The organism is Pseudovibrio sp. SCP20 (assembly GCF_057774105.1).
Genome location: NZ_JBYMDH010000003.1, coordinates 583,781 through 606,168, shown reverse-complemented (window position 1 = coordinate 606,168; position 22,388 = coordinate 583,781). Strand labels below are relative to the sequence as shown.

Below are 22,388 nucleotides of genomic sequence, written 5' to 3'. Positions count from 1 at the left end.
GGTTGGGCTTTAAGCGAACAGTCGGCTTTCTTGTTCAGCGGTTCTATTAAAGTTGCGGGTGTACAAGTCTCTGTAGGAGCTGAGGGCCTGATGCTCGTTGTAATCCCGCTCAATACGCTTGCGCAGCTGTGCACCGTATTGTTGGCGTAAGTTATGATCTTTCAGTAGTTTGGCCATGGCCTTTGCGGTGGCAAAGGGGGAGACGAGTTCTGTGATGATGCCGCCGGCACCAAGCGGGGCCGGGTCATCTGAGCGCCCTTCGAGAACTTCCCGGCAGGAGCCGACATCCGTTGCAACACAAGGAATGCCTGCTGCGCCTGCCTCCAGAAGGACAAGCGGTTGGGCTTCACTAAGGCTGGTTAAAGCGACAAGATCGATGGAGGGCAAATACTCAGCGATGTTGACCGGGCCTGTGAAGGTGATTGTCTCTTCAAGCCGTAGCTGAGAGACGAGCGTTTTACATTCCTCAAAGTACGCTGGTTCTTCGTCGGTTGGGCCAAGAATGAGCGCTTCCACGGTGGGAAGTTCTTCCTTAAGCAAGGCAACCGCGTGGATGAAACTCTTCACATCTTTGATTGCAACAACTCGCCCAATGAGAGCGACTGTGGGTTTGTGATTGTCCTGCTTTGCGGGTATGGTGCTGAATTTGTTGAGATCTATCCCATTGGGGATGACTTGCATCTTGCTCTGGCATGCACCCTGAGAGAGCTGCATCAGCTGGTTGTCTTTGTAGAGGGTCGTGATGTCTGAACAGCAGTTGTAGCAACACCGAGCGAAGGACTCGAAGGCCGTGATCCATAAATCACGAAGGTCCAGCCTAGGATCGTCCAGCGAGAAGCCTTTGTTGATGCTGTCTTCAATCCAATCGGCAAGGAGGATCTCGATCCGGCGCTCGTTTGTGTAGATGCCATGCTCGGTGATGATGGCCGGTGCGCTGGTGCTTATGGCTGCTCTTGCTGCGAATAGGCCGGCATAGCCAGTTGAGATTGTGTGATATGCTTTGGCTTTGGGAATGGGAGCTTTGAGTACGGCGAAGAGTCCGCCAAATAGTGTGTACCACGCCCAGAAGAAATGGTGGAACGATGTCTCCGGCAGGATCTCCTCGTACATCTGGCAAATGACATTCCAAGTAAGATCAGAGTTCGTCAGCTGATTTATTGTCCAAGGACGAGAGGCAGAGTTCACCAGACGGTTCAGATCGTAAAGCCTTGCTTTGCTGCCATTCTTAAGGAAAGCCCGGAGTTCGCGCGAGATTTCATTGATGCTGGCTGAGCCATAATCAGGAGCAGGTTGGGGATCGTGAATGTCGAAGAGTGCGAGCTCCTGATACTCAATGACGTTGGAGGGGAGCTTGTACTTGGGAGTGCCATTTTGAGAGCTGGAAAGCACGGCGACCATTGAAAAGGTCAGATCAGGCAGACCGGAGATAAGCCAATTGATCCAGGAGGATACGCCACCAGCCACATAAGGGTAGCAGCCCTCAACTATTATGCAGACATCTGCCGTGGGATTGGAATGCATATTACTCACCATTTCAGTTGATCAGAGCGTGCTCTCGTGTGTGTAAAACGGCTCTTTTGTTGAGCTTGGCAGAAATCCTCTGGTTCAGGGCCGTGGCTTCAGGGTCTTTGATCCGAACCAGTGGCTTAAGGCAGAGCTGGGCTTCTTTCAGTGCACCCTTTTGAGTGAGGCGGTCGGCTCGTAAGACGGTCAAAGCTTTTTCTGCTTCCGGTCGGACATCAGTTTTCAGCAGTTTGCGCAAAGTTGCAGTGACTTGATCTCGCTGGGATTTATCGATGAGCTGTGAAAGGCCTGCTGCCTTCAACCGGGAGATGGCTTCTCGCCGATGCTCTGAAGTGGCGTCTTCGGGGAAGATGACTGAGTTTGCGATGTCATCCTGAAAACGTTGTTTGAGTTTGGTGTAGACAGCCGCTGCCTGGACGCGGATCTCTGGCTTATCATTCTTAAGAGCAACCTGAAGAAACTCCAGTAGTTCCGGTTTGTATTTGAGTGTGATGATGGAGAGGGCGCGTTTGATTTCCTGCGTGTTGTCAGAGGAGAAGATCTTCTGGAAGGGTTTGAGGGAGCCGTTGGTCATATCCAGTGAGCGGTTGCTCATGATTTTGCTGAAGATATCCTCCTGATGAGAGGCGGGTGGTTCATCAAGCGCGAGCGTTTTATGCCAATCAGCTACGTGAGCGTCAGGTTTGCACTTTTCAAACTGCATGAGGATAGAGGCGATTAAACCTCCCAATGGCCCGAGTAAGGCAAACAGAAAAATGCCGAAATCGAATAGTGCGAACGCTGGGCTGCGGGCGTTTTTCAGCATTAGTTTGCAAAGCAGTGCAGCGAGGCAGTGAAATCCGACTGCAGGGAGAACTAAGCTTTGCTGCTCTCTGATCTGCCAGATGAACCACACATCAATGAGTGTTGCAGTTGCGATGACTACCGGCAGCAGGAAGATAGAGAGGCTGAAAGGCGCAGCTTTGGCTGCTTTCTCCGTGATGACAGGATCAGACATTTACAGCACCGTGTTGTCGAGTCTGTTGCTCTTAGGCGGTGTGTTTATTGAGTAAAGTGAGATGAGATTGTCCGGCGCCTTTTCAGCGTTGTGGTTTGCAAGGCTTTGGGCCAGTGACTTGCCGATTGTTTCCAAGAGGATCGTGGTGTCTTCTTCCAGCACATGCTGTTCAAGCTGGTGGAAGATGATGGCGCCCTGCAAGATCTCGTGATCCGGCTTTGGAGTGGTTGCATCAGGAGCCTTCAACAACAGGACCAGACTGCCTTTGGAGGTGCGCGTGATGACATGCTGGGTGTTCCCGGTGATTTCGGTTATTTCCAGATGATTGATCAACCACGTTTGCTCTTGCTGCGCGCTGGGAGATGCCGCTCCTGAGGAAGTTGCGATATTGGAGTGCACCAGATCCAAGTGATCACTGGTGTAGCTGAAGAGGCTGAACTTTGTGGCTCCAATCAGATTACCGAGTGCGATGTCCAGTTGTTTAGGGTTGTTCTTCAGATGCAGCGTGCTCAATCTGTCGATGCTTTTGAAAACACTCACCGGACTTGTTGTTTCCATGTAGGCGATGCGGCTTTGCAGGTTTTCTGCTTCCATGGTGAGCATGGTGCAGTAGTCCGAGATCGTGTCCCGTTGTCCAAGCGCTTGTGCCAGCTGATTTTGAAGGCGCTGATTTTTGCGCAGGAGGGAGGTTCTGAACTCGCCGAAGATGATAGCGGTGAGGAGCCAAAGGGTTGGTTCCAGACCTGTGGTCGTGAAGTACTCAAAGAAGTTCTGCCCTCCGATGGGCTGCGGAGGTACGTACCAAAGCGTGAGGGTGAGGGCGGTTAATGCAGAGAGAATGCCGGAGCGGGTTCCGAAGATGCTGCTTGCGATGATGATTGGGATCCAGAGCGGACTGGGGGAGATGCTCCAGATTAGTAACTCGGGATGCATGGAGGCCAGAACTGGAAACGGTGCGAAGAGCACCGCGACTTCCAGCAGATGAAAGCGCTTTTCCGGTGCTGACTTTTTCTTCTTTGTTGGTCGCACATCATTTGAAAAATACTGATCCGAATACATCGTGAATAAATATTCCTATTGTAAAAATATGCAGTATAGTTGGAAGTTTAAATCTCTGTTCGTGGCCGGAAATATTTACTTGCTGTTTTATTTATATTCAACTCTATGGAAAGTGAGGGTATTAGGTTCTGGGTTGGATTTGGAATGATTTGTTTGCAATAAGTATTCAGTCTTAACTTACTTATTGGTGTCTTCCGGATGTGTGAAGTGCGTAGCAATTGTTCTTTATATCCCTTCCATATTGAAGGTATCTGGCAATTGTTTTTAGCTAGAATTACTAGGCAGCTTGGCGCCCTTATTTTGTACGGTTTCGGTGTGCTTGGCTTTGTATGTTTCATCAATAATTCGCAGGCTGCGATGGTGAAACGTGAGATCATCGGGATCTATGACAGCCATCGTGAAGCTGAACCATCTGCAACGGCAATACATAACTTCCTTGAAATGCCTCTGAACCATCTCGGGTATTCGATCCGCTATCTGGATGTGAATGCTGAGTTGCCTGAGGTGGGAGACTTGGAGAATGCAGCAGCGGTGGTCACGTGGTTTCAGGGCGCACTGGCTGATCCTCATCGGTATTTTGCATGGGCAGAGGAACACGCTCGTGCTGGGCGACGGTTTCTGGTGTTCGGGGAGACCGGGGTCAAGAATCTTCAGGATGATCGCGTTGTTCTGAACTCGTTTCTGGAGCATTTGGGTCTGCGGTTTGAGACTGGATTTGTTCTGCTGACGAGTGGATCATTAGATCTCCAGCTGCATCCTGAACTGATGGAGTTTGAACGGCCGTTTTACAAGATCCTGCCGGGGTACTCATTGGTCTCGCAGATCTCTGCGAATGGTCTATCCGTTGCTTCTGTTCGCCCGCCAGAACGGCTTGGTGCAGAACGAACGCAGCTGGCGTTTATCGGGGCAAGGGGAGCTTATGTTCAATCTGGCTTTGCGATTGCCAGGGATGATGCGCTGAACCGCCATAAGTGGCTGATTGATCCTATAGGGTTTCTCCAGCGTGCTCTTGGACCAAGCCTGTTTCCAATCCCGGATACTTCCACGTTGATGGGGCGGCGGATTTACTTTTCTCATATTGATGGAGATGGCTGGAACAACGTCTCTTACTCAGCTATGTATCGGGATCAGCAGGTGCTTTCGGGTGAGGTCATGCTGCGGGAGCTGATCGAACCTTATCCTGATCTTCCGGTGACTTATGGTCTTGTGACTGCCGATGTCGACAAGAGTGAAGGTGGGGATGACCGGGGTGTTGGTCTGGTGAGGGAGTTGTTCGCCCTTCCTCAGGTGGAAGTGGCGAGTCACACGCATTCGCATCCGTTTCATTGGGCTTTTTACAGGGACTACGACCGCGAGAAAGAGCTGGCTCTCATAGAGGAGAAAAACGTTGCCAAGACTCCGGCGGCTGAAGGACCTGTGAGTTGGTTATCCCGTCGGTTCTTTGGTGAAAGTGGCAAATCATCCTTCAAAAAGTATCTGGCCCAGAACGTGGCGATGCCGCGCTATTACATGCGCAAACCTTTTTCGCTGATTGGTGAGATTGGTGGCTCGCTGCAACAGGCAGAGCGTTATGCGCCGGTGGGCAAAGAAGCGAAGCTGTTTTTGTGGTCAGGGGATACGCAGCCCTTTGAAGAGGCGCTTGCTTATACACGTGAGCTTGGTGTCTACAACATGAATGGCGGTGATACACGGTTTGATCGGGATTGGCCGTCTCTCAGTTATGTAGCGCCATTATCGCGGCAAGTAGGGGCTGAGCGGCAGATCTATGCGGTTGCGAGTAACGAGAACACGTATACGAACGACTGGACCGGCCCGTTCTATGGTTTTTCTCAATTGCATCAGACCGTTGATAATACTGAGAGCCCGATCCGATTAAGGCCTTACAATGTTTACTACCACACCTACTCAGCGGAACATGATGCGTCATTGCGTGCTGTGAAGAAGCATCTGGATCGGGCTCGGGACGGAGCTTATCTACCAATCTTTGCTTCGCACTATGCAGCGATTGTGAACAGCTTCTTTGATGTGAAGCTTTATCAGATAAGTGAGCGAAGCTGGCTGGTTCTGAACCGAGGCAGTTTGCAAACATTTCGATTTGATGACGCAGAGCAATGGCAGGTTGATCTGTCAAAGAGCGCTGGTGTGATTGGTTCGAAGCCCTATCAGACGTCTCTGTATGTCTCGCTTGATCCTTCCGCGCGTGTTCCAGAGATTGTGCTCGCGAAGAGAGATGCGGCCAGTGCGGTGCCTTTTGCCAGCATCTCTGAGGCGCGGTGGCAGGTTTATGATTGGCGTGCTGAGCCTTGCCAAATCAGCTTTCGCAGCTTTGGGTTTGGTGTTGGTGAGTTTCAGTTCCATGGGCTTTCTGCACTTTCCTACCGCTTGGAAGTGAAGCGTAGGGAGATTGTCCTGCTGAGTGATGAGGTCCAAGCTTCACAGGCCGGAGATTTGCATCTCGATCTTCCTGTTTCTGGTATGGAACCACTTGAGATTTCTCTCACCTGCGGAAACTCGGTGTCGACAGCGCACATGATTGAAATGGAGGAGCAGTGATGATCCGGTTCCTCAAATACCTGTCGCTTTATTTGCTGTTTTTAGGTGTGGGGTATGCGCTTGTACCGGGGCAAACTGAGAAAGTTGCCGTGCAGATTAAAGAGCGAAAGTACTTTGAAGCCCGTGAGGATTTGCTGAGGACTTTTGACCGAACAAACAGCACTCCAGAGGAGCTGCTTCAACTTGCTGAGATTGCTGAGCAACTGGGCTTTGTGGAAGAGATGCACCAGATGCACGAGGCTTATGTGCAGCAATCTCCGAATGATCTTTGGGTTCTGAGAAAGATCGAACTCTATCACCGCTTATCTGGAGATCTCCGAGGCTATGTTGAGAGTTTGAAGGCTATTGCGCGGTTGAGCACTGAACCAGAGGACCGTGACAAGTTGCTCTCAACACTGCGGTTTGAGGGGCTTTATAAGGAAGAACTTGCTGAGCTTACGTACTATGGGGCTAAAGGACTTTTGAAACCCGAGCAGCTTGGACGGCTTGGCATGTTATACTTTCAGGGGGAGAGGATGGAGGAGGCTGCTGTTGTTCTTGCCCAACTTCACCAAAGTGTTCCTTTAACGCCAAAGCACTGGCCTGCACGCCTAGTCTATTTTCATAGCCTGCTGGAAATTGGTGACTTTTTGCAGGCTGAGAGTGTGGCTGTCAGCTTGCGAGAGACCAAGGAGCCGTGGGCTGATTATGATTTTCGCAGTGAGTTCCTGCGTTATGGGCGCGATGAGTACTTGCGGGAAGTGGAGATTCCTGAAGGCGTTGCCAATATTTTGTCTTGTGTCCTCAAGCCCAAGGAGGGCAGTGCAGACTGCCCTTGACCTAATGAGCTAACCTATTCTGGCTGATGCTTTTGTACATGCATCAGCCGGTTTTATTGGTGTTTTGAATGCTCTCAATCAGGCACTGCCGCGGATGACGAGTTGGGGTTCTACGACGACGGACATTTCCTTTTGGGAGGGATCGGCGAGGCGGGCTTCCAGGGTGCTCATGAGGTTCTGGACGATCTCGTCGATAGGATTTGTTGCGGCTGTGAGGTCGAAGCAGGGCCAGGCGGCCATCGGCATATTGTCGGAGCCAACCACCGCCACATCTTCCGGTACACGCAAATTCAAAAGAGATTTAGCTGCGTTCAGAGCTCCAAGTGCAGCCGCGTCTGATACACAATAAAAACCATCTGGCGGGTTATCACTTTGTAGGAGTGTGAGTGCAGATTGCATTCCGCTTTCGAAGTCGAATCTGGTCTGTGAAATGCTGTGTGGTTGCAGTCCTGCAGCTTGCAAGGCCTCAAGGTATCCTTCACGGCGACCAGTGTCTGCAGTGATGCCTTCGATGCCACCGATGTAGGCGATTTTCTTGCATCCACGTTTGATCAAATGTTCCGTTCCGAGCTGGCCACCGCGTTTGTAATTGAGCCAGACGCAGTCTGCCCCTTTCATGGTAGGGCCTAGTCCGGTGTAGATCAGCGGCACGTGCATCTGCTTGCTGTTTTCGATCACCTGAAGATCAACTGTGCCAGCCCGGACGATTGCGGCTGCAACCGGATACATGAGTGCCTTGCCCAGTGTTTCTGCGATGTTTTCTTCTTCTTCCGAGCGGATTTGCAGCGCCCATTTTCCGCGCTTTTGCAGTTCAGTAGAAAGGCGATTGAAGAAGTCTTTGTCGTACATGCCATCGGTATTTCCGAACACGACAGCGACGAGATCTGACTCCTGTTTGATGAGGGAGCGTGCAAGTGCATTTGGTCGATAGCCCATCTCAGCTGCGACCTTGAGGATGTGATCACGAGTCGCTTTGTTGAGGCGATTCTCTGCTGTGAACGCGCGGGAAACAGCAGAGGCAGAAACGCCAGCAGCACGTGCAACATCTTTACCTGTCAGTCTTTTCATAGCTTCTTACTATCTAGGATGATTGTCATTTTACCTTCAAAGAAGTCCCTTACAAGACCTCTATTGCAATCGATTGCCAAAACTCATAGCATAACGCTTTGGTTGCTTAAAGGGGGGCAAGTTTCCGGAATGGTTGGCGTAGGAATCGAAATCGAAAAGCTGTGTGTTGGTTACGACAAGAACCGTGTTCTTCATGACATCGATCTTGAAATCAACTCATCCGAGTTTGTTGCGTTGTTGGGTTCATCCGGCTGCGGAAAGACAACTCTTCTGAAAAGTCTCTCCGGTTTCATCAAGCCCATGTCCGGGCAGATCCGCGTCAATGGAAGCGATGTTGCGCAATTGCCGCCAGAGCAGCGAAACATGGCTATGGTGTTCCAAAGTTATGCGCTTTGGCCACACATGACGGTTCGCCAGAATGTGGGGTATGGTCTGAAGCTTCGTGGCATGTCCAAGGAGCAGATCAATCGTAAGGTCGATGAACTTCTTGTTCTGCTTGGCCTTGCTGATTTTGGTGATCGCAAAGTGCCAAACCTGTCTGGTGGCCAGCGTCAGCGTGTGGCGCTTGGGCGTGCGCTTGCTGTCGATTCCCCAATCCTGTTGTTGGATGAGCCGCTCTCCAACCTTGATGCGCGTATTCGTTTGTCGATGCGTCATGAGATCCGCTCTTTGCAACAGCGTATGGGTTTGACAGCCGTGCATGTGACCCATGACCGGGAAGAGGCCATGGTGATGGCAGACCGCATTGTCATTTTGAATGCGGGGCATATTGCGCAAGTGGGAACGCCTCTGGAAGTTTATGAGCAGCCAAAGTCCAATTTTGTGGCGACCTTTATGGGCGCTGAAAACGAAATTGCCCTCAATGTTGAGCGTGCGAATGGAACTTTGAGCATATCAGAGCAGGAGGCCGTCAAGGCTGCCAGCTTAAGCGTTTCAAACGAGATTGGTGATGGAGGTGTGAACTGGCAGGCGACAGCTGTCGGATCTGTTCGGGGGCGTTTCCGCTCCAGTGCAGCGCATCTGCTTGCCGATGGAACCGTACCTGAGGGGCATTTGGCTCTGGCCGGTAGGGTGACACAACTCAGCTATCCGGGGGGGGTATTTCGATACGAAATAGAAAGCGCCGGGCAGCTCTACATGATCGACGATCCTTGTCGATATGCAGTTGGCGATGCAGTGACGATCTGCGTGCCAGCTGGTGGGCTTCACCTTTATTCCGAGGCGGCCTGACACATTTAACGTGAACAGAACTTTTTTCTCAACGATCTTAACCCAGGAATTTGAGTGATGACACTTAAGTCAGTTCTAACAGGCGCAATCTCAGGTGCTGTGATTGCTGTTTCTATGCCTGCGTCAGCTGAAACCCAGTTGAACGTGATTACCGGCGGTTCCCAGAATATGGTCGAGTACGTGACCGACTATCTGGGTCCTCTTTTTGAAGAAAAATATCCAGGCGTGAAAGTTCGCGTCACAGGCACCGGCCCGGGAGATGCCGGTTCCCAGAAAATTCTTGAGAAGCTTGAAGCTCAGTCTGCTGCTGGCAAGGAGCAGTGGGATATCGACGTGATCGTTGCGGCCCAGAAAAAGACTGGTGAGATGAAGGAAATGGGCCTGCTGGCCGACTTCCGCGGTAACATCGAAACCGGCAAGATGGTGACCCGTGAGACTGCTGAGAACGCGCTCGGCGTTTACGTTGGCGGCTACGTGATGCCTATGTTCCATAGCCAGACCGCGATTGCATATAACCCAGCGTTGGTTCCTAACCCACCTGAGTCCTATGACGAACTGCGTGAGTGGGTGAAGAAGTATCCAAAACAGTTCGGCTACAACGGCATCAAGAACGGAATGTCCGGCGTCGCGTTTGTGACTGGCTGGATGTACACCTATGCAGGCGACACCAAGACCCTGCAGAGCGGTCCATATGATGCGGCTAAGAAAGAGACATGGGCGCAGGCTTATGCTGATCTGAAAGCCTTCAACGAGAACGTGACCTTTACACCGGGCAATGCTGGTACGCTGGACATGCTCAACCGTGGTGAGATCGTGATGGGCCCGGTTTGGGTTGACATGTTCTACTCCTGGCAGGGTGATGGCCGTATTCCACCAAACCTGAAACTGAAGCTGATTGCTCCTGGCATGCCAGGTCAGCCTTACTATTACGCAACCCCTGCGAAGGCTGCGAACAAAGAGCTGGCTGAAAAGTTCATCGAACTGGCAACCAGTCCGGCTGTGCAGGCGGAAGGCATTGTGAACCGCTTTAACTGGTACCCAGGCATTGATGCAGACCACGTGAAAGCATCTCTGGATGAGAAGGTCTGGACCAAGCTGTTTACTGATGTGACCCCTCTGGAACTGGCTCAGAAAGGTCAGCCGTTCCCAATCGGTCCTTACTTTGACGACATCAAAGAAGGTTACGAGAAGCAGGTTGCTAACTAAGCACTTTTGAGAGAAACCGGGAGGGGCACTTGTCTCTCCCGGCTTGTTTGGTTTTGGGAAGAGGTGGTGTCCATGAGCGGACAAAGTATGTCAGTTGGGCCAGGTCGGATGGGAGCAATCTTGTTGGTTGCACCCGCATTGTTGATGATCGGTTTTTTGTTTGTTTATCCCTTTGGTTATTCTGTGGTTTCAGCTTTCACAGACAATGGCGAAGGCAGCTGGCATATCGCCAATTTTACCAAGGCCGTTGAGTTCTATTCCAAAGATATCCTGTTCACGATTGTGATCGTCAGTCTGTCGACGGTGATTATCGGCATTCTGGCCGTTGCGATTGCGGGTTATCTGACACTGGGTGAAAACAAGACTGCTGTTGCTATTCTGAAATGGCTGTACCGCTGGCCGTTGTTCATTCCGTTTATTGTGAGTGCGCAGTTGATGCGTACGTTTTTGGCGAAGAACGGGATGATGAACAACATCCTGACCAGCTCGGGCATTATCGAGCCGCTGGCAGCACAGAGTTATCTGGACTGGCGCGGGATCGTAATCACCTTCGTATGGAAGCAGACACCGTTTGTGGCACTGCTCGTTGCCGGTGCGATGGCCTCTATCGATCGTACCACCATTGATGCGGGCCGGATCTTTGGGGCGTCTCGCTTGCGTATTCTGATTGAGCTGGTGGTTCCGCAGATTGCAACTACGCTTATGGTTGGCCTGATCCTTTCTTATGTAGTTATGCTGTCGGTGCTTTCTGTGCCGTTGATGATCAACGCGCAATCTCCAACCATGCTGACCGTTGATATGGCGTGGCGGATCAACTCTTACGGCGACTACGGCGTCGCCAATGCATTGGGCATCATGTCCTATCTGTTTACCGGGGTGGTTGCGTGGTTCTATCTGCGCCAGAGCCTCAAAGATAAAGGGGCATAAGATGGTTCAGGCTACTCTTTCTTCCAATTGGGTGCGGATGACCACACGTGTGCTCACCATGAGCCTGCTGGCATTTGCGATCTTTGGCCCGATCACCAACATGCTGCTATGGGCTGTGGCTGAGGTTTGGTACTTCCCCTACAAACTGCCACTGGAATACGGCTTCTCCTTCTGGGAGCGTGTTTTCCGTCCAGAGGGCAATGCAACGGAAGCGTTGTTTTCCAGCATCTGGATCGCTCTGCTGACCGTGGTTGTCAGTCTGGCGATTGCTATTCCGGCAGGCTATGCGTTGGCGCGGGGTAAAATGCCGTTCCGCTATCTCATCATGCTGTTGTTCCTTCTCCCGCAGGCTTTCCCAGCTGTGGCGGTGCATATGAACGTGGCGAGGATTTTCTATGGTCTGGATCTGACTGGCACTGTTATGGGCGTGGTGCTGGTTCATGCCAGTCAGGGGCTGGTGTTTGCTGTTTGGATCGCAACGGCGGCTTTTGCTGCGGTTGATGGAGAATTGGAAGCGGCTGCGCGGAACATGGGAGCAGGGCGCTGGCGGACCTTTATTGACGTGACCTTGCCCCTTGCACTGCCGGGCATTATGGCCAGTGCGATCTTCGTGTTCCTGATCTCCATGGATGAGTTTACCGGAACCTACTTTGTCGGTGCTCCGGATGTGGTGACGCTGCCTATGCTGTTGTTCACCTCCAGCATGGAAGGTAACTACCAAATCGCCTCCATCTCCTCCCTCATCCTGCTCGTGCCATCCGTCGGCTTCATGCTGTTCATCGAACGGTTCCTAAAAGCAGATGTGCTGGCGAAGGTAGGGAGCTGAGTTAGCCCTCCTGAGACAGGGATAGAGACATGTTTGAGAGCGGCGGCCTTATTGTCAGGTCGCCGTTTTTTGTATGTGCGGGTTACTTTGAGTGATATAGATTATTTAAATCATGTAGTTACGTGATAACCGGCTTGTTACTGGGGCTATGGAATGTTCGGAGAATGTATCCTTCATAGGTGTATTCGGATGTTTCTGCTTTTCTCGTTGTTCAACCGCCTCTTAAGTTTGATCGGCTACGATCGAAAGCTCTTCCAGGTTTTGTGATGGAATACAGGCAGGGCTGAGTGATGCCGATGGAAATGAATGCGCTGCTTGTTCTTCTTATTGAAGATGACATGGATCTGGCTGCGACGGTTGGTGACTACCTTTCCTTTGAAAATATTGAGTGTGACTATGCCTTCAATGGGCAGGTGGGTCTCGATAGTGCGCTGAAAAATCAATACGATCTGATCTTGCTGGACCTCACCCTTCCTAAAGTGGATGGGCTGACGGTGTGTGAGCAGCTGCGGGCGCAGAATGTGACGTGCCCGATCCTAATGCTGACTGCTCGTGATGCCGTGAGTGATCGGGTGGCTGGGTTTGAAGCTGGTGCGGATGATTATCTGATCAAGCCTTTTGCGTTTCCTGAGTTGGCTGTTCGCATCCGGGCGTTGGTGCGTCGGAGCAAAGGATATTCGACGAGTGTGACCATTGGGGATCTGGAAGTGAACCTGAGTGCGCGACAGGCGAGTAGGGCGGGGCGGAAGCTTAAGCTCTCACCGACTGGTTGGGTCTTACTGGAACAGCTGGTGCGCAGCACACCGAATGTGTTGAGTAAGCAGGAGTTGGAGCGAGCTGTGTGGGGAGATCAGGTGCCTGCCAGTGATAGCCTTAAAGTGCACCTATATAAGCTGCGTCGCCAGTTGCAGCGTCCTTATGAAACGCAGTTGCTGCATACAGTTGCCGGGCACGGTTTTGCTCTGCGGACCTGAGGTTGATTGGTGATGTTATTATTCTGGCGCAAAAAGAAGAAAGCCAAGACGCTTAAACGAGAGCTGCGATACTGGCTGCTCGCTTTTGTCGGTATGCTCGTGCTGGTTTACAGCGTTGGTCTGTTTTCCTACATGATTGCGGGTCTGGAGCTGTCGAACAAGCTTGAGTTGAAAGGCTTTATTCATGCCTATGAACGAGCCCTGCAAAATCAGCCGGAGCGTGAGCCTCCAGATGAGAGCAGGATCTTTTCAACCTTCAATTATGATGAGCTGCCTCCAAAGGTAAAAGAGGCTTTTCCGAAAGATAAGATTGTACTTGGAGATCCTGAGGTTGAACCTATTGGAGGTGTTGGGGATCGCCCGGAGGCGGTCGTCTTTTTTCTGGCTGATCGGATTGCTGATGGGAGAACGCTTTACGTTCTCCGTATGCTGAAACTGAACAAAGAGCTGGAAAATCAAGGGCGCATAAACTTCAACCTGCTTGAACGGACTATGTATGTCGGTGGGGCGATCATCCTGGTACTGGTGTTTTTGCTGTCGCAGTTCATCAATCGGCGTATTAACCGGCGCATCGCAGCTTTACAGCAATGGGCGGATACGTTGAATGAGACGAGTGCGGTCGAGCAGCGTCCTGATTTCCATTATGATGAGCTGAATAAGATTGGTGATCACCTGAGCAATGCTGCGCGGCGGCTTGGCCGGTTTGTTGAGCGGGAACATTCGTTTTTGCGCCATGCCAGCCATGAGCTACGAACACCCATCACCATCATCTCCGGCAATGCCAGTGTTATGGAGAAGATTGCAACGGACGATAAGCAACGGAAGGTTACGGAACGGATTAAGCGGGCCAGCCATTCCATGCAGACGATTGTTGCAACGCTGCTTTGGCTCGGGCGCGAGCAGGAACCTAATCCTGATTTAGAGAAGGTTGATCTTGCCGAGCTGCTTGAAGAGGTGATTGAGGATCACAGATACCTGCTCTGCGGTAAGGACGTTGAACTTCACGTTGACCTTCCCGAGACTGTGGTCGATGCTCCACGCGTACCGCTGTGTATTGTTGCGGCGAACATGGTGCGCAATGCGTTTCAGCACACGCAACACGGGCCGATTGAGATCTCAATCAGTGCCCGAGATATTCTCATCCGCAATCAGTCAGCAGAGCTTTCAGAACAGGAAAGTGAGATTGTGTTTGAAGAGAGCTACGGTGTTGGGCTTTCGCTCATCAAACGGATTGCACGCCGGTTGAACTGGGAGTTCCAGATGGAGCAAGTGGGCGAGCGTGTTACGACGCGCGTGGTTTTCTAATTGGTGTCCGTTCGGCAATCGAAACTGCAATTTTCTTTATTTTGTAGCTATTTACGTCGTTACCTAGCGATAATCGCTAATGTGTCATTTCTCCCCTAAGAATTTATAGGGGATAGGACATGCGGTCTTTATCGCACAAACTCATTCTTGCTGCATCGGGCGTTTTGCTGGCAAGCTGCACCACCAGTCTCAGTCCTGAACGGACTACATTTACGGAAGAGATGGCAGTTGGTCGGACGCCAACAGAGTGGAGCCAAAAAGGTTCTACTCACGGGCAGGCTCTTTCGTCTCTGCTTGCCTTGAGCAGTGATAAGAAACTGAACAAGCATGTTGATGCGGTGCTGGCGAACAACATCTCGCTTCGCCAATCTGTGCTTGATTTGCAAAAAGCTGAGCTGGAGCGCGATAAAGCTTCTGGCACGCTCTGGCCGACACTGACATTCAACAGTCAAACGGATCGCCAGCGTGTGAAATCTGCCCAAGGCTCGTCCTATCAGAACTCCGTGGGTGGAGATCTCACAGTTCAGTGGGAGGCGGATCTGTGGGGGAAGCTCTCTGACCGAGCATATGCTTCTGACCGGACTCTGAGGGCAAGTGCTCATGATCTTCTGGCTGCGCGAGCTTCTCTTGCTGCGCAGGCTATGCGGAACTGGGTTCAGCTGACAGCTCTGGAGAAACTTGCCAATCTGGATCGATCCCGCATTTCCAGCCTGCGCAACACAGAGCAGATCATTTCCGATCAGTTCACGCGCGGTATTGGCGAGCTAAGTGATCTGGAAGCGGCGCGTTCTGCGACGGCCAATGCGCAATCTGATCTGGCTGATCGGACTGTTCAGATCGATCAGTTGAAGCGGCAGATGCAGGTTGCGGCCAGCCAGATGCCAAACACTCATTTTAAGACTGGTAGCTTGCTCCCCAACGTCAAGCTGCCTAAGGGCGCCATGCCTGCCACCACTCTTGGGCGGCGGCCAGATCTTTTAGCTGCTTATGAGCGGGCCGCAGCTGCGGACCTGCAGCATAAAGCCAGCTACAAGGATCTGCTGCCAACCTTTTCAGTCAACTTCACTGCAAGCGATCAATCCGCAAGCCTTGCAGATCTGTTGAACGGTGGACCGGCATGGCGTCTCCTTGGCTCTTTGTCTGCTCCCATATTGGATGGCGGCAATCGCCGCTTAACGGCAAAGCAGGCTGATCTGGACGCGGCCCGCCTCTGGCTATCCTATCGACAGACTTTACTGACAGCGGTGATGGAAGTTGAGAACGGACTTCAGAATGAAACCATCCTGCGCAAACGTGAGCAGATCCTGACCCGTGCTCTGAACCATTCTCAAAGCAATTATGAGCAGTACGAGCGGCGGTATCGTGATGGATTGACAGACATCGTAACCTTGCTCTCTGCGGAACGGGATGCGTTTGCTGCCCGTCAGGCGGTGGTGAACATTCGCAGCAGCAGAATGCAGAACCGTGTTGATCTGGCTGTTGCTTTCGGCATCGGGCTTTAAGTAGGCGTCTTCTTTCTCCCTCAATCAAACAAGCAGTTCCCAATATGCGTACCACCCTTCGACCCAAACTGGCTCGTAGAGCAGCCTTTGCGAAAGTTACTCTGGTTGCCAGCCTCTCAGTCTTTGCTGTTCTGGCAGAATTGGCCAACCCTCACACTGTCGCTGCACAGGATGCCAGTGCTCCAACATTGCCGCGACCGCTCGTATCTGTCGTGCAACGAGAGGCGCAGCCTGAAGCTGTTCAGTTTACGGTTTTCGGAGCTGTGAGTGCTCACTACCAGCAGAAGCTGACCAGCGAAGTGACCGGGAGAGTGTTGCGACTTTCAATGCAACTTGAGCCGGGCTTGGCGCTCAAGAAGGGGGATGTGCTGGCTGAGATTGAGGACAGTAGTTATCGCGCAGCGCTTGCAACTGCGGAGGAGAGTGTCGCCAGTTCTGAGCTTTCTCTTTTGCAGGAAGAGCAGCGTGGGAAGCAGGCAGAGCTGGATTGGCAGCGGGCCAACATCAAAGGCCGCGAAGCTTCGCCTCTTGTTTTGCGTCAGCCATTCTTGAAGCTGGAACAGCTGAAACTGAAGGCTGCTGAAGTCAACTTGGTCGAAGCTCAGCGAAACCTGCAAAACACCCGAATTGTTGCTCCGTTTGATGCTGTCGTTATCTCCCGCAGTGTTGCGCCTTCCAGCTACATCACAGCAGGAACGGAAGTTGCTGAGGTCTACTCTACGGATGCGCTTGAGGTTGAGGTGTCTCTGACGCCAGTGCAATGGCAGTTGTTGCTCACCGAAAACGGCAGCTCTTTGGATGTGAACGATATCTCCGTGCAGGTGCTCAATGGGGCTGGTGTACCGTGGCCTGCCAGGATTACGTCTGTCGGGCCAATAGCCAATGCGCAAACGCGTCAGCAGTCTTTGCGGTTGCAAGTGGAGCCACGCAATGCGCAGGGCACTGTGATGCGCCCAGGCACGTTTGTGAGCGTTGTGCTCACTGGTCGGAAAATTCCGGATGTTGTGATGGTTCCAGCCTCCGCCATCACTTCTCAAGGGTATGTCTGGACAGTCTCCCGTGACAGCAAGCTGGAACGTCATGCAGTTTCGCCTCTGTTTACTCGTGGTGATGATGTGGCGCTGGATGTGAATGCTTTTCCTGCTCATGGAGCATGGGAGATCGTGGTGAACCCGATCAGCCGATATCTGCCGCAGCAGATTGTTACCACTCAGCCTGCGGAGTAAGCCATGCAACAGAACACTCATAAAGGCTGGATTGCCTGGTTTGCTCACAATCCGGTCGCAGCAAACCTGCTGATGGTCTGCATCATTGTTGCCGGTGTTTACACCGCAATGAATATCCGAACTGAGGGATTTCCGGGGTTTGAGGCCAATCAGGTTACGATCTCCGTTGAGTATAAGTCCGGTGCAGCGCAGGAGACTGAGCGTGGTGTGACGGAAAAGATCGAGCGTGCTCTGACTGGTACTGAGGGCATCAAGAAAGTCACCAGCACGTCTACTGCAAGCAATTCCACGATCATCATCGAAAAGTCCTCAGGCACTGATCTTGATAAGCTGCTTTCTGATGTGAAGACGAAGGTGGACGCAGTGTCCCTGCCGTCAGCAGCCGAGAAGCCGGTTGTTGTAAGGGCCGAAGAGATTGAAGATGCCATTCAGGTCGAGATCTTTGGCGATGCTGATCCGGATGTTCTGGATACGGTTGCGCGGCGGGTTAAAGACCGGTTGCTAGAAGATCAGTTGATCCCGTCTGTTACCATCAGTGGTGAGCGCACTCAGGAAATTTCCATTGAGGTGCAGGAAGATGCATTGCAGCGCTATCAACTCAGCTTCTCTGAGCTTGTCCGTCAGGTTGGCAACTTCTCTCTTATCTCGCAGCAGGGTAGCCTGAAGAATGAGAATGGTCGCATTCTGATCAAGGCTGATAAACAGGGCTACTTCCTGCAGGACTTTGAGAGCATTCCTGTGATCACACAGACGGATGGTACCGTGGTCAGATTGCAGGATGTTGCCAGGATTACAGATGCCTATACAGATGACCGCTCCATCTATCTCTATCAGGGCCAACCTGCCAGAAAGCTGAGTGTTCAGCTGATCGGTAAAGCCAGCCTTATTCCGGCTGCCGTGCGTGCTCGCGAGATCATCAATGAGGTGCAGGCAGAAGGCAGCTTGCCAACCAACATTCAGTTCGATTTTTGGGAGGATGAGAGTGAGAACATCTCTGACCGTCTTTCCCTGATGCTGAAAAATGGCCTCATGGGTATGGGGCTTGTGCTTGTTACCCTTGCGCTTTTCCTCAACCTGCGTACTGCCTTCTGGGTTGCTATGGGTTTGCCGATTGCTTTTGCTGGTGCGCTTGCACTGATGGGGGATGGCTTCTGGGGCATGACGCTCAACGAGCTGACGACCTTTGGATTTATCATTGCGCTTGGTATTGTCGTTGATGATGCGATTGTTGTGGCAGAGAGTGCGCACAGCGTCACCGAGAAAGAAGGGGATGGCATTGATAATGTCATCAAAGGGGTGAAGCTGGTTGCAACACCTGCGATCTTCGGTGTGCTGACAACGATTGCTGCATTCTATCCCATCACATTGGTGACCGGACGCTTGGCCGAGATCTTCTCCGTGTTTGCCTGGGTGGTGGTTTTCTGTCTTGTCTTTTCGATCATCGAGTCCAAGTTTATCCTGCCTGCGCATCTGGCGCATCTCAAACACAATGCCAAGCCGAACAATCCGCTTTCTCGTGGATGGAAGGTTATCCAGAATGGCGTAAGTGCCGGATTGGAGCGGTTTAAGCAGAGTGTTTATCGTCCAATGGTCAAGCTCAGCCTGAGAATGCGGTACTTGTCTGCTCTGGGCTTTGTGGTGCTGTTTGTGGCTGTGGTCTACATGGTGCCGTCTGGTATCGTGCGCGTGGTGTTCTTCCCGGAAATCCCTCGTCAGATTGTGACTGCGACTTACAAAGGTGAGCCTGATCTTGGGTATGGCCGTTTGTTTGCTGAGGCGAACCGTATTGAAGCAGCCGCGCATAAGTTGAAGGCGCAGCTTGATGCGGAGAGTGACACCGATGTCTCTCCAATCACTGGCATCGAGATGCAAGCCAGTGATGATGGCACTGTGACGGTTCTTGCGATTGCAACGCCGCCACTGGAGCGCAACATCACCTCCAACGAGATTGCCGAGCGTTGGCGTAAACTTGTTGGGCCGGTTGAAGGCGCACAAACCATCAAGTTTGCCGCTGATGACTTTGACTTTGCGGACTTTCGCGTTGAGTTGCTGCTTGACGATGTAGATCAGCTGATTGCAGCGAGCCAATACGTGGAAGATATGCTGGCGACGCAGGCGGGTGTTTTGTCTGTTACCAATGACTTTCGAGCTGTGCGCGGTCGCCTGAACATTGAGCTGACCGACTATGGCCGTTCTGTCGGTCTCACGACCTCCGCTATTTCCGAGCAGGTGTTTCAGGCTATTGGCGGTGCGGAGATACAGGAGTTTCAGCGTAACCAGCAAGAAGTGAAGGTGCGGGTGCGTTATCCAGAGGCTCAGCGGAGCTCAGCTGCGGCTCTGCAAACGCTCTATGTTCGCACGCCTGCTGGCGATCCGATCCTCTTGTCTTCTGTTGCCAATCTGCATTCTGATCTGACCGTTGATGAGATCTATCGCAGCTCCCGCAAGCGTGTTGCGACGTTGGATGCTCAGATCAACAAAGACGAAATCTCAGCAGATACGCTGGTTACCTACTTCAACGAAGAGCTTTTGCCTCAGCTGCAGGCGAAGTTTCCCGGTGTTGCGGTGGACTTTGGCGGGGAGGTTGAGCAGCAGCGAGAAGCGATTGGTGGTTTGATCACGGCCTTCGGGATCACGATCATCGCGATCTATGTTCTGCTTGCGGTGCCGTTGAAGTCCTACACGCAGCCGATCGTGGTTATGATTGCCATTCCGTTTGGCATTACAGGTGCGATCATGGGGCACTGGATTGTCGGTATTCCGGTCTCAATCCTTAGCATCAACGGCATTCTTGCCTTAAGCGGTATTGTAGTGAATGACAGTCTGCTGCTAGTCTCTGCCTTTAATGACAACCGAGCGAAGGGAATGCCTATCCGCCAGGCTCTGGTGGCTGCAGGAACCCAGCGTATGCGGGCCGTGATCCTGACTTCAACAACAACCTTTGCTGGGTTGGCTCCGATGATCTTCGAAACCGCAGAACAGGCCCAGTTCCTCATTCCAGCAGCAGTTTCGCTTGGCTTCGGCATCCTCTTCGCAACCCTGATCACGCTCTTCCTGATCCCAACCTTCATGATGATCCTCGAGGACTTCAGCCGGTTGAAAGCGGGTGTATTTAGGATTGCATCGCCCAAGGCGGTGAATACCGAAGCACCGGAGGTGACAGCTGCGGGGGAGTGATAAGAGAAATGGCTTCTTATTGCTCAAATTAGAGAGGTTTGAGGCTGGCTGATTTAAGTAGATCAATGCAAGCAAACGGTGGAAGCTGTTTGCTTGCATTTGCTTTTAGTGGCAGGCCTATGAGGTTGCTCGTGGGGTTTGTTTTGAAAGACAAGCCAGCTTTTGCGTCATGTGCAAATTAAACTCATCCATGAATGATGAGTAAGTAATTGTCTATTCTGTTTGGATTACGATGTTTGATGACGCTTTTAATCCGAGCATAAGAACCGTGGGCAAAGTCCCGCCTCAGGAACAGAACATGCTGAACAAAGCCATTAATGTGCTCTCTTTTGCTGTTGCTTACAGCGCGTTGGTCATCACAAGTGAAGCTGCTTCCGGGCAAGACGGAGTTGCTCAGGGTGAGCTATCCGAAAAGCCCAAAACTGAGCTTATTCTGACTGATCACCCCTTGGTGGATACGATTTGGGATTTGAGAACGGGCAAACAGATTTCACAGGATGCTTTTTGGAAACTTGCGGTTACCCAGGATCATCTGTTGGTTGGCGAGAAGCATGATAATCCGCGTCATCACGAGATTCAGGTGGAAGCAGTGCAGCAAATGGGAGCTTCTGGCAGGAAGCCGCTGATTGTTATGGAGATGGTTGATCCAAAGCATCAACAGTGGTTGAAGGATTTAAAGCCTGAGGACGTATCTGGGCTGGGCGATAATCTGGAGTGGGAGAAGCGTGGCTGGCCTGCGTGGAGCATGTATGAGCCGATTTTTAAAAAAGCTGCATTCTATGGCATGACCATAGCCCCAGGAGCTCCGAAACGTGCGCTTCTTATTAAAGTCGGGAAGGGTGGCGTGCCGCCTGAAGATGTTTCCAAAGACCTGATGTGGAGTCAGAAATTCAGCAAAGAACAGCATGACAGTTTGCTGGATGAGTTAGAGCGGTCCCATTGTGGTGTTGTACCACGTAAGAGCCTGGAGCCGCTGGTCGAGATGCAACGCCTAAAAGATGCTGCCATGGGACTGCCGATGCGCTCGGCTATGAAAGCCGGTCAGGGGTCTATCCTGATTGCTGGTACGGGCCATACACGCAAAGATCGTGGTGTGCCATGGTGGCTTGATAGTAATGACAGTCGCTTAAGCCTTGCTGCTGTCGAGGTTAGTTCCGATAATTTCCAGTTAAGTGATTACAGCCTCGCCGATGTTAACCGGTTCGACTACGTCTGGTTCACAGGCAGAGTAGAAACAATTGATCCTTGTGAAAAATACGCAGAGCAGCTGAAAAAGATGGGAAAGAAGCATACTCACAAGGAGTAGTGTTTCGATTTGGCTGCGAGCGGAATGCATTGAGAATATGCAATGAGCCGTAAAGAGACGTTTTCCTGCATAACCGATACAATTTGAATTGATATGTCTGATTTATACAGCTCTAGATAGTGGAGTTTTATCAGTTCAAAATTTGGTTATGGAATGAAGTATACACGTTCGTTTGTGGTTGGTTTGTGTTTGTTGATTGCAGGTTGTCAGACTGTGACGGTTCAACAAGTCCAGACAGATAAAAATCCCACAGTTGCACATAAGAAGCTTCTGATTGAGGCGGTAAAAGAGCATTTCTACGATCCTTACAGCATCAGGGATGCTGAACTTTCCAACTTGCTGCGTTTTCCAAATAGGAGCACCGGTTACTGCGGTCGCTTGAACGCAAAAAATGCGGTTGGCGGGTATTCTGGGCGCCAGTATGTGGAAGTTGGGATCAGGGGCGGTTTGATTACTTCCTATCACCCTAACAGCTACTGGTGTAAGGCACAGCAAAACCACATTAAATGGAATAGATTCCGCGAGCTCGAGAAACTCTAAGGGATTTATCAATATCAAAGAGGTGCGCAAAATGTGCACCTCTGATCCAATCTCTGTAAAATTGAGTTGTATAAGCTGAGTGAACAAAAGACAGCCTACTATTGCTTTTCTGTTTGGTTGCCTCGGTGTGTAATAGTGAGCTTCTGAAGC

At 51.6% G+C, this 22,388-nt stretch carries 17 protein-coding genes; 13 read left to right on the top strand and 4 right to left on the bottom strand.

The window, feature by feature from the left end; translation table 11 throughout:
- Positions 1–9: 9 nt before the first annotated feature.
- The 3 genes from pelF to AC3CB2_RS15345 are packed head-to-tail and all read right to left on the bottom strand — an operon-like array spanning position 10 to position 3,580.
- Positions 10–1,521, bottom strand: a complete 1,512-nt coding sequence (pelF, locus tag AC3CB2_RS15355; RefSeq protein ID WP_352933963.1) for a GT4 family glycosyltransferase PelF — start codon at positions 1,519–1,521, stop codon at positions 10–12.
- Positions 1,522–1,534: 13 nt separating this feature from the next.
- The gene (locus tag AC3CB2_RS15350; RefSeq protein ID WP_352933961.1) at positions 1,535–2,521 is read right to left on the bottom strand and encodes a hypothetical protein; all 987 of its coding nucleotides are present in this window, start codon (positions 2,519–2,521) and stop codon (positions 1,535–1,537) included.
- On the bottom strand, positions 2,522–3,580 hold the full coding sequence (locus AC3CB2_RS15345; RefSeq protein WP_352933958.1) for a hypothetical protein: 1,059 nt from the start codon (positions 3,578–3,580) through the stop codon (positions 2,522–2,524).
- Positions 3,581–3,937: 357 nt separating this feature from the next.
- On the opposite strand from AC3CB2_RS15345, the gene AC3CB2_RS15340 reads away from it, so the two are divergent.
- Positions 3,938–6,133, top strand: coding sequence for a polysaccharide deacetylase family protein (locus AC3CB2_RS15340; protein WP_352933955.1), 2,196 nt, complete (start codon positions 3,938–3,940; stop codon positions 6,131–6,133).
- On the top strand, positions 6,133–6,951 hold the full coding sequence (locus AC3CB2_RS15335) for a tetratricopeptide repeat protein (protein ID WP_352933952.1): 819 nt from the start codon (positions 6,133–6,135) through the stop codon (positions 6,949–6,951). Before AC3CB2_RS15340 ends, AC3CB2_RS15335 begins: the two co-directional genes overlap by 1 nt.
- Positions 6,952–7,029: 78 nt before the next feature.
- Here AC3CB2_RS15335 and AC3CB2_RS15330 read toward each other — a convergent pair whose 3' ends face one another.
- Positions 7,030–8,019 carry a LacI family DNA-binding transcriptional regulator gene (locus AC3CB2_RS15330; protein WP_352933949.1) on the bottom strand — a complete coding sequence of 330 codons (990 nt, stop codon included), beginning with the start codon at positions 8,017–8,019 and terminating at the stop codon, positions 7,030–7,032.
- A 129-nt stretch (positions 8,020–8,148) separates the two neighbouring features.
- Between AC3CB2_RS15330 and AC3CB2_RS15325 the strand changes: the two genes are divergently transcribed.
- The 11 genes from AC3CB2_RS15325 (at position 8,149) to AC3CB2_RS15275 (ending at position 22,238) form a co-directional block, all read left to right on the top strand.
- Entirely contained in the window at positions 8,149–9,249 is a 1,101-nt protein-coding gene (locus AC3CB2_RS15325) for an ABC transporter ATP-binding protein (protein WP_352933946.1), read from the top strand.
- 57 nt (positions 9,250–9,306) lie between these two features.
- Positions 9,307–10,455, top strand: a complete 1,149-nt coding sequence (locus AC3CB2_RS15320; protein ID WP_352933943.1) for an ABC transporter substrate-binding protein — start codon at positions 9,307–9,309, stop codon at positions 10,453–10,455.
- A gap of 108 nt (positions 10,456–10,563) precedes the next feature.
- A complete protein-coding gene (locus tag AC3CB2_RS15315; RefSeq protein WP_014286797.1) occupies positions 10,564–11,382 on the top strand; it encodes an ABC transporter permease in 819 nt (272 codons plus the stop codon).
- 1 nt (position 11,383) lies between these two features.
- Positions 11,384–12,208, top strand: a complete 825-nt coding sequence (locus tag AC3CB2_RS15310) for an ABC transporter permease (RefSeq protein ID WP_014286796.1) — start codon at positions 11,384–11,386, stop codon at positions 12,206–12,208.
- 290 nt (positions 12,209–12,498) lie between these two features.
- The gene (locus tag AC3CB2_RS15305; RefSeq protein ID WP_352933940.1) at positions 12,499–13,182 is read left to right on the top strand and encodes a response regulator transcription factor; all 684 of its coding nucleotides are present in this window, start codon (positions 12,499–12,501) and stop codon (positions 13,180–13,182) included.
- A gap of 12 nt (positions 13,183–13,194) precedes the next feature.
- Positions 13,195–14,487 carry a sensor histidine kinase gene (locus AC3CB2_RS15300; RefSeq protein WP_352934189.1) on the top strand — a complete coding sequence of 431 codons (1,293 nt, stop codon included), beginning with the start codon at positions 13,195–13,197 and terminating at the stop codon, positions 14,485–14,487.
- Positions 14,488–14,606: 119 nt separating this feature from the next.
- Positions 14,607–15,989 (top strand): TolC family protein, encoded by a 1,383-nt coding sequence (locus tag AC3CB2_RS15295; protein ID WP_352933937.1) that lies wholly within the window; start codon positions 14,607–14,609, stop codon positions 15,987–15,989.
- A gap of 44 nt (positions 15,990–16,033) precedes the next feature.
- A complete protein-coding gene (locus tag AC3CB2_RS15290; protein ID WP_352933934.1) occupies positions 16,034–17,215 on the top strand; it encodes an efflux RND transporter periplasmic adaptor subunit in 1,182 nt (393 codons plus the stop codon).
- Positions 17,216–17,218: 3 nt separating this feature from the next.
- A complete protein-coding gene (locus tag AC3CB2_RS15285) occupies positions 17,219–20,392 on the top strand; it encodes an efflux RND transporter permease subunit (protein WP_352933931.1) in 3,174 nt (1,057 codons plus the stop codon).
- 298 nt (positions 20,393–20,690) lie between these two features.
- The gene (locus AC3CB2_RS15280; protein ID WP_352933928.1) at positions 20,691–21,698 is read left to right on the top strand and encodes a ChaN family lipoprotein; all 1,008 of its coding nucleotides are present in this window, start codon (positions 20,691–20,693) and stop codon (positions 21,696–21,698) included.
- Between the two features lie 153 nt (positions 21,699–21,851).
- Entirely contained in the window at positions 21,852–22,238 is a 387-nt protein-coding gene (locus tag AC3CB2_RS15275) for a hypothetical protein (protein ID WP_352933925.1), read from the top strand.
- Positions 22,239–22,388 lie beyond the last annotated feature (150 nt).

Coding starts and splice junctions, on each gene's coding strand:
- AC3CB2_RS15330 (WP_352933949.1), bottom strand. CDS start 8,019: ATGAAAAGACTGACAGGTAAAGATGTTGCACGTGCTGCTGGCGTTTCT.
- AC3CB2_RS15350 (WP_352933961.1), bottom strand. CDS start 2,521: ATGTCTGATCCTGTCATCACGGAGAAAGCAGCCAAAGCTGCGCCTTTC.
- AC3CB2_RS15275 (WP_352933925.1), top strand. CDS start 21,852: ATGAAGTATACACGTTCGTTTGTGGTTGGTTTGTGTTTGTTGATTGCA.
- AC3CB2_RS15345 (WP_352933958.1), bottom strand. CDS start 3,580: ATGTATTCGGATCAGTATTTTTCAAATGATGTGCGACCAACAAAGAAG.
- AC3CB2_RS15320 (WP_352933943.1), top strand. CDS start 9,307: ATGACACTTAAGTCAGTTCTAACAGGCGCAATCTCAGGTGCTGTGATT.
- AC3CB2_RS15295 (WP_352933937.1), top strand. CDS start 14,607: ATGCGGTCTTTATCGCACAAACTCATTCTTGCTGCATCGGGCGTTTTG.
- AC3CB2_RS15300 (WP_352934189.1), top strand. CDS start 13,195: ATGTTATTATTCTGGCGCAAAAAGAAGAAAGCCAAGACGCTTAAACGA.
- AC3CB2_RS15305 (WP_352933940.1), top strand. CDS start 12,499: ATGCCGATGGAAATGAATGCGCTGCTTGTTCTTCTTATTGAAGATGAC.
- AC3CB2_RS15285 (WP_352933931.1), top strand. CDS start 17,219: ATGCAACAGAACACTCATAAAGGCTGGATTGCCTGGTTTGCTCACAAT.
- AC3CB2_RS15325 (WP_352933946.1), top strand. CDS start 8,149: ATGGTTGGCGTAGGAATCGAAATCGAAAAGCTGTGTGTTGGTTACGAC.
- AC3CB2_RS15335 (WP_352933952.1), top strand. CDS start 6,133: ATGATCCGGTTCCTCAAATACCTGTCGCTTTATTTGCTGTTTTTAGGT.
- AC3CB2_RS15280 (WP_352933928.1), top strand. CDS start 20,691: ATGCTGAACAAAGCCATTAATGTGCTCTCTTTTGCTGTTGCTTACAGC.
- pelF (WP_352933963.1), bottom strand. CDS start 1,521: ATGCATTCCAATCCCACGGCAGATGTCTGCATAATAGTTGAGGGCTGC.
- AC3CB2_RS15340 (WP_352933955.1), top strand. CDS start 3,938: ATGGTGAAACGTGAGATCATCGGGATCTATGACAGCCATCGTGAAGCT.
- AC3CB2_RS15315 (WP_014286797.1), top strand. CDS start 10,564: ATGGGAGCAATCTTGTTGGTTGCACCCGCATTGTTGATGATCGGTTTT.
- AC3CB2_RS15290 (WP_352933934.1), top strand. CDS start 16,034: ATGCGTACCACCCTTCGACCCAAACTGGCTCGTAGAGCAGCCTTTGCG.
- AC3CB2_RS15310 (WP_014286796.1), top strand. CDS start 11,384: ATGGTTCAGGCTACTCTTTCTTCCAATTGGGTGCGGATGACCACACGT.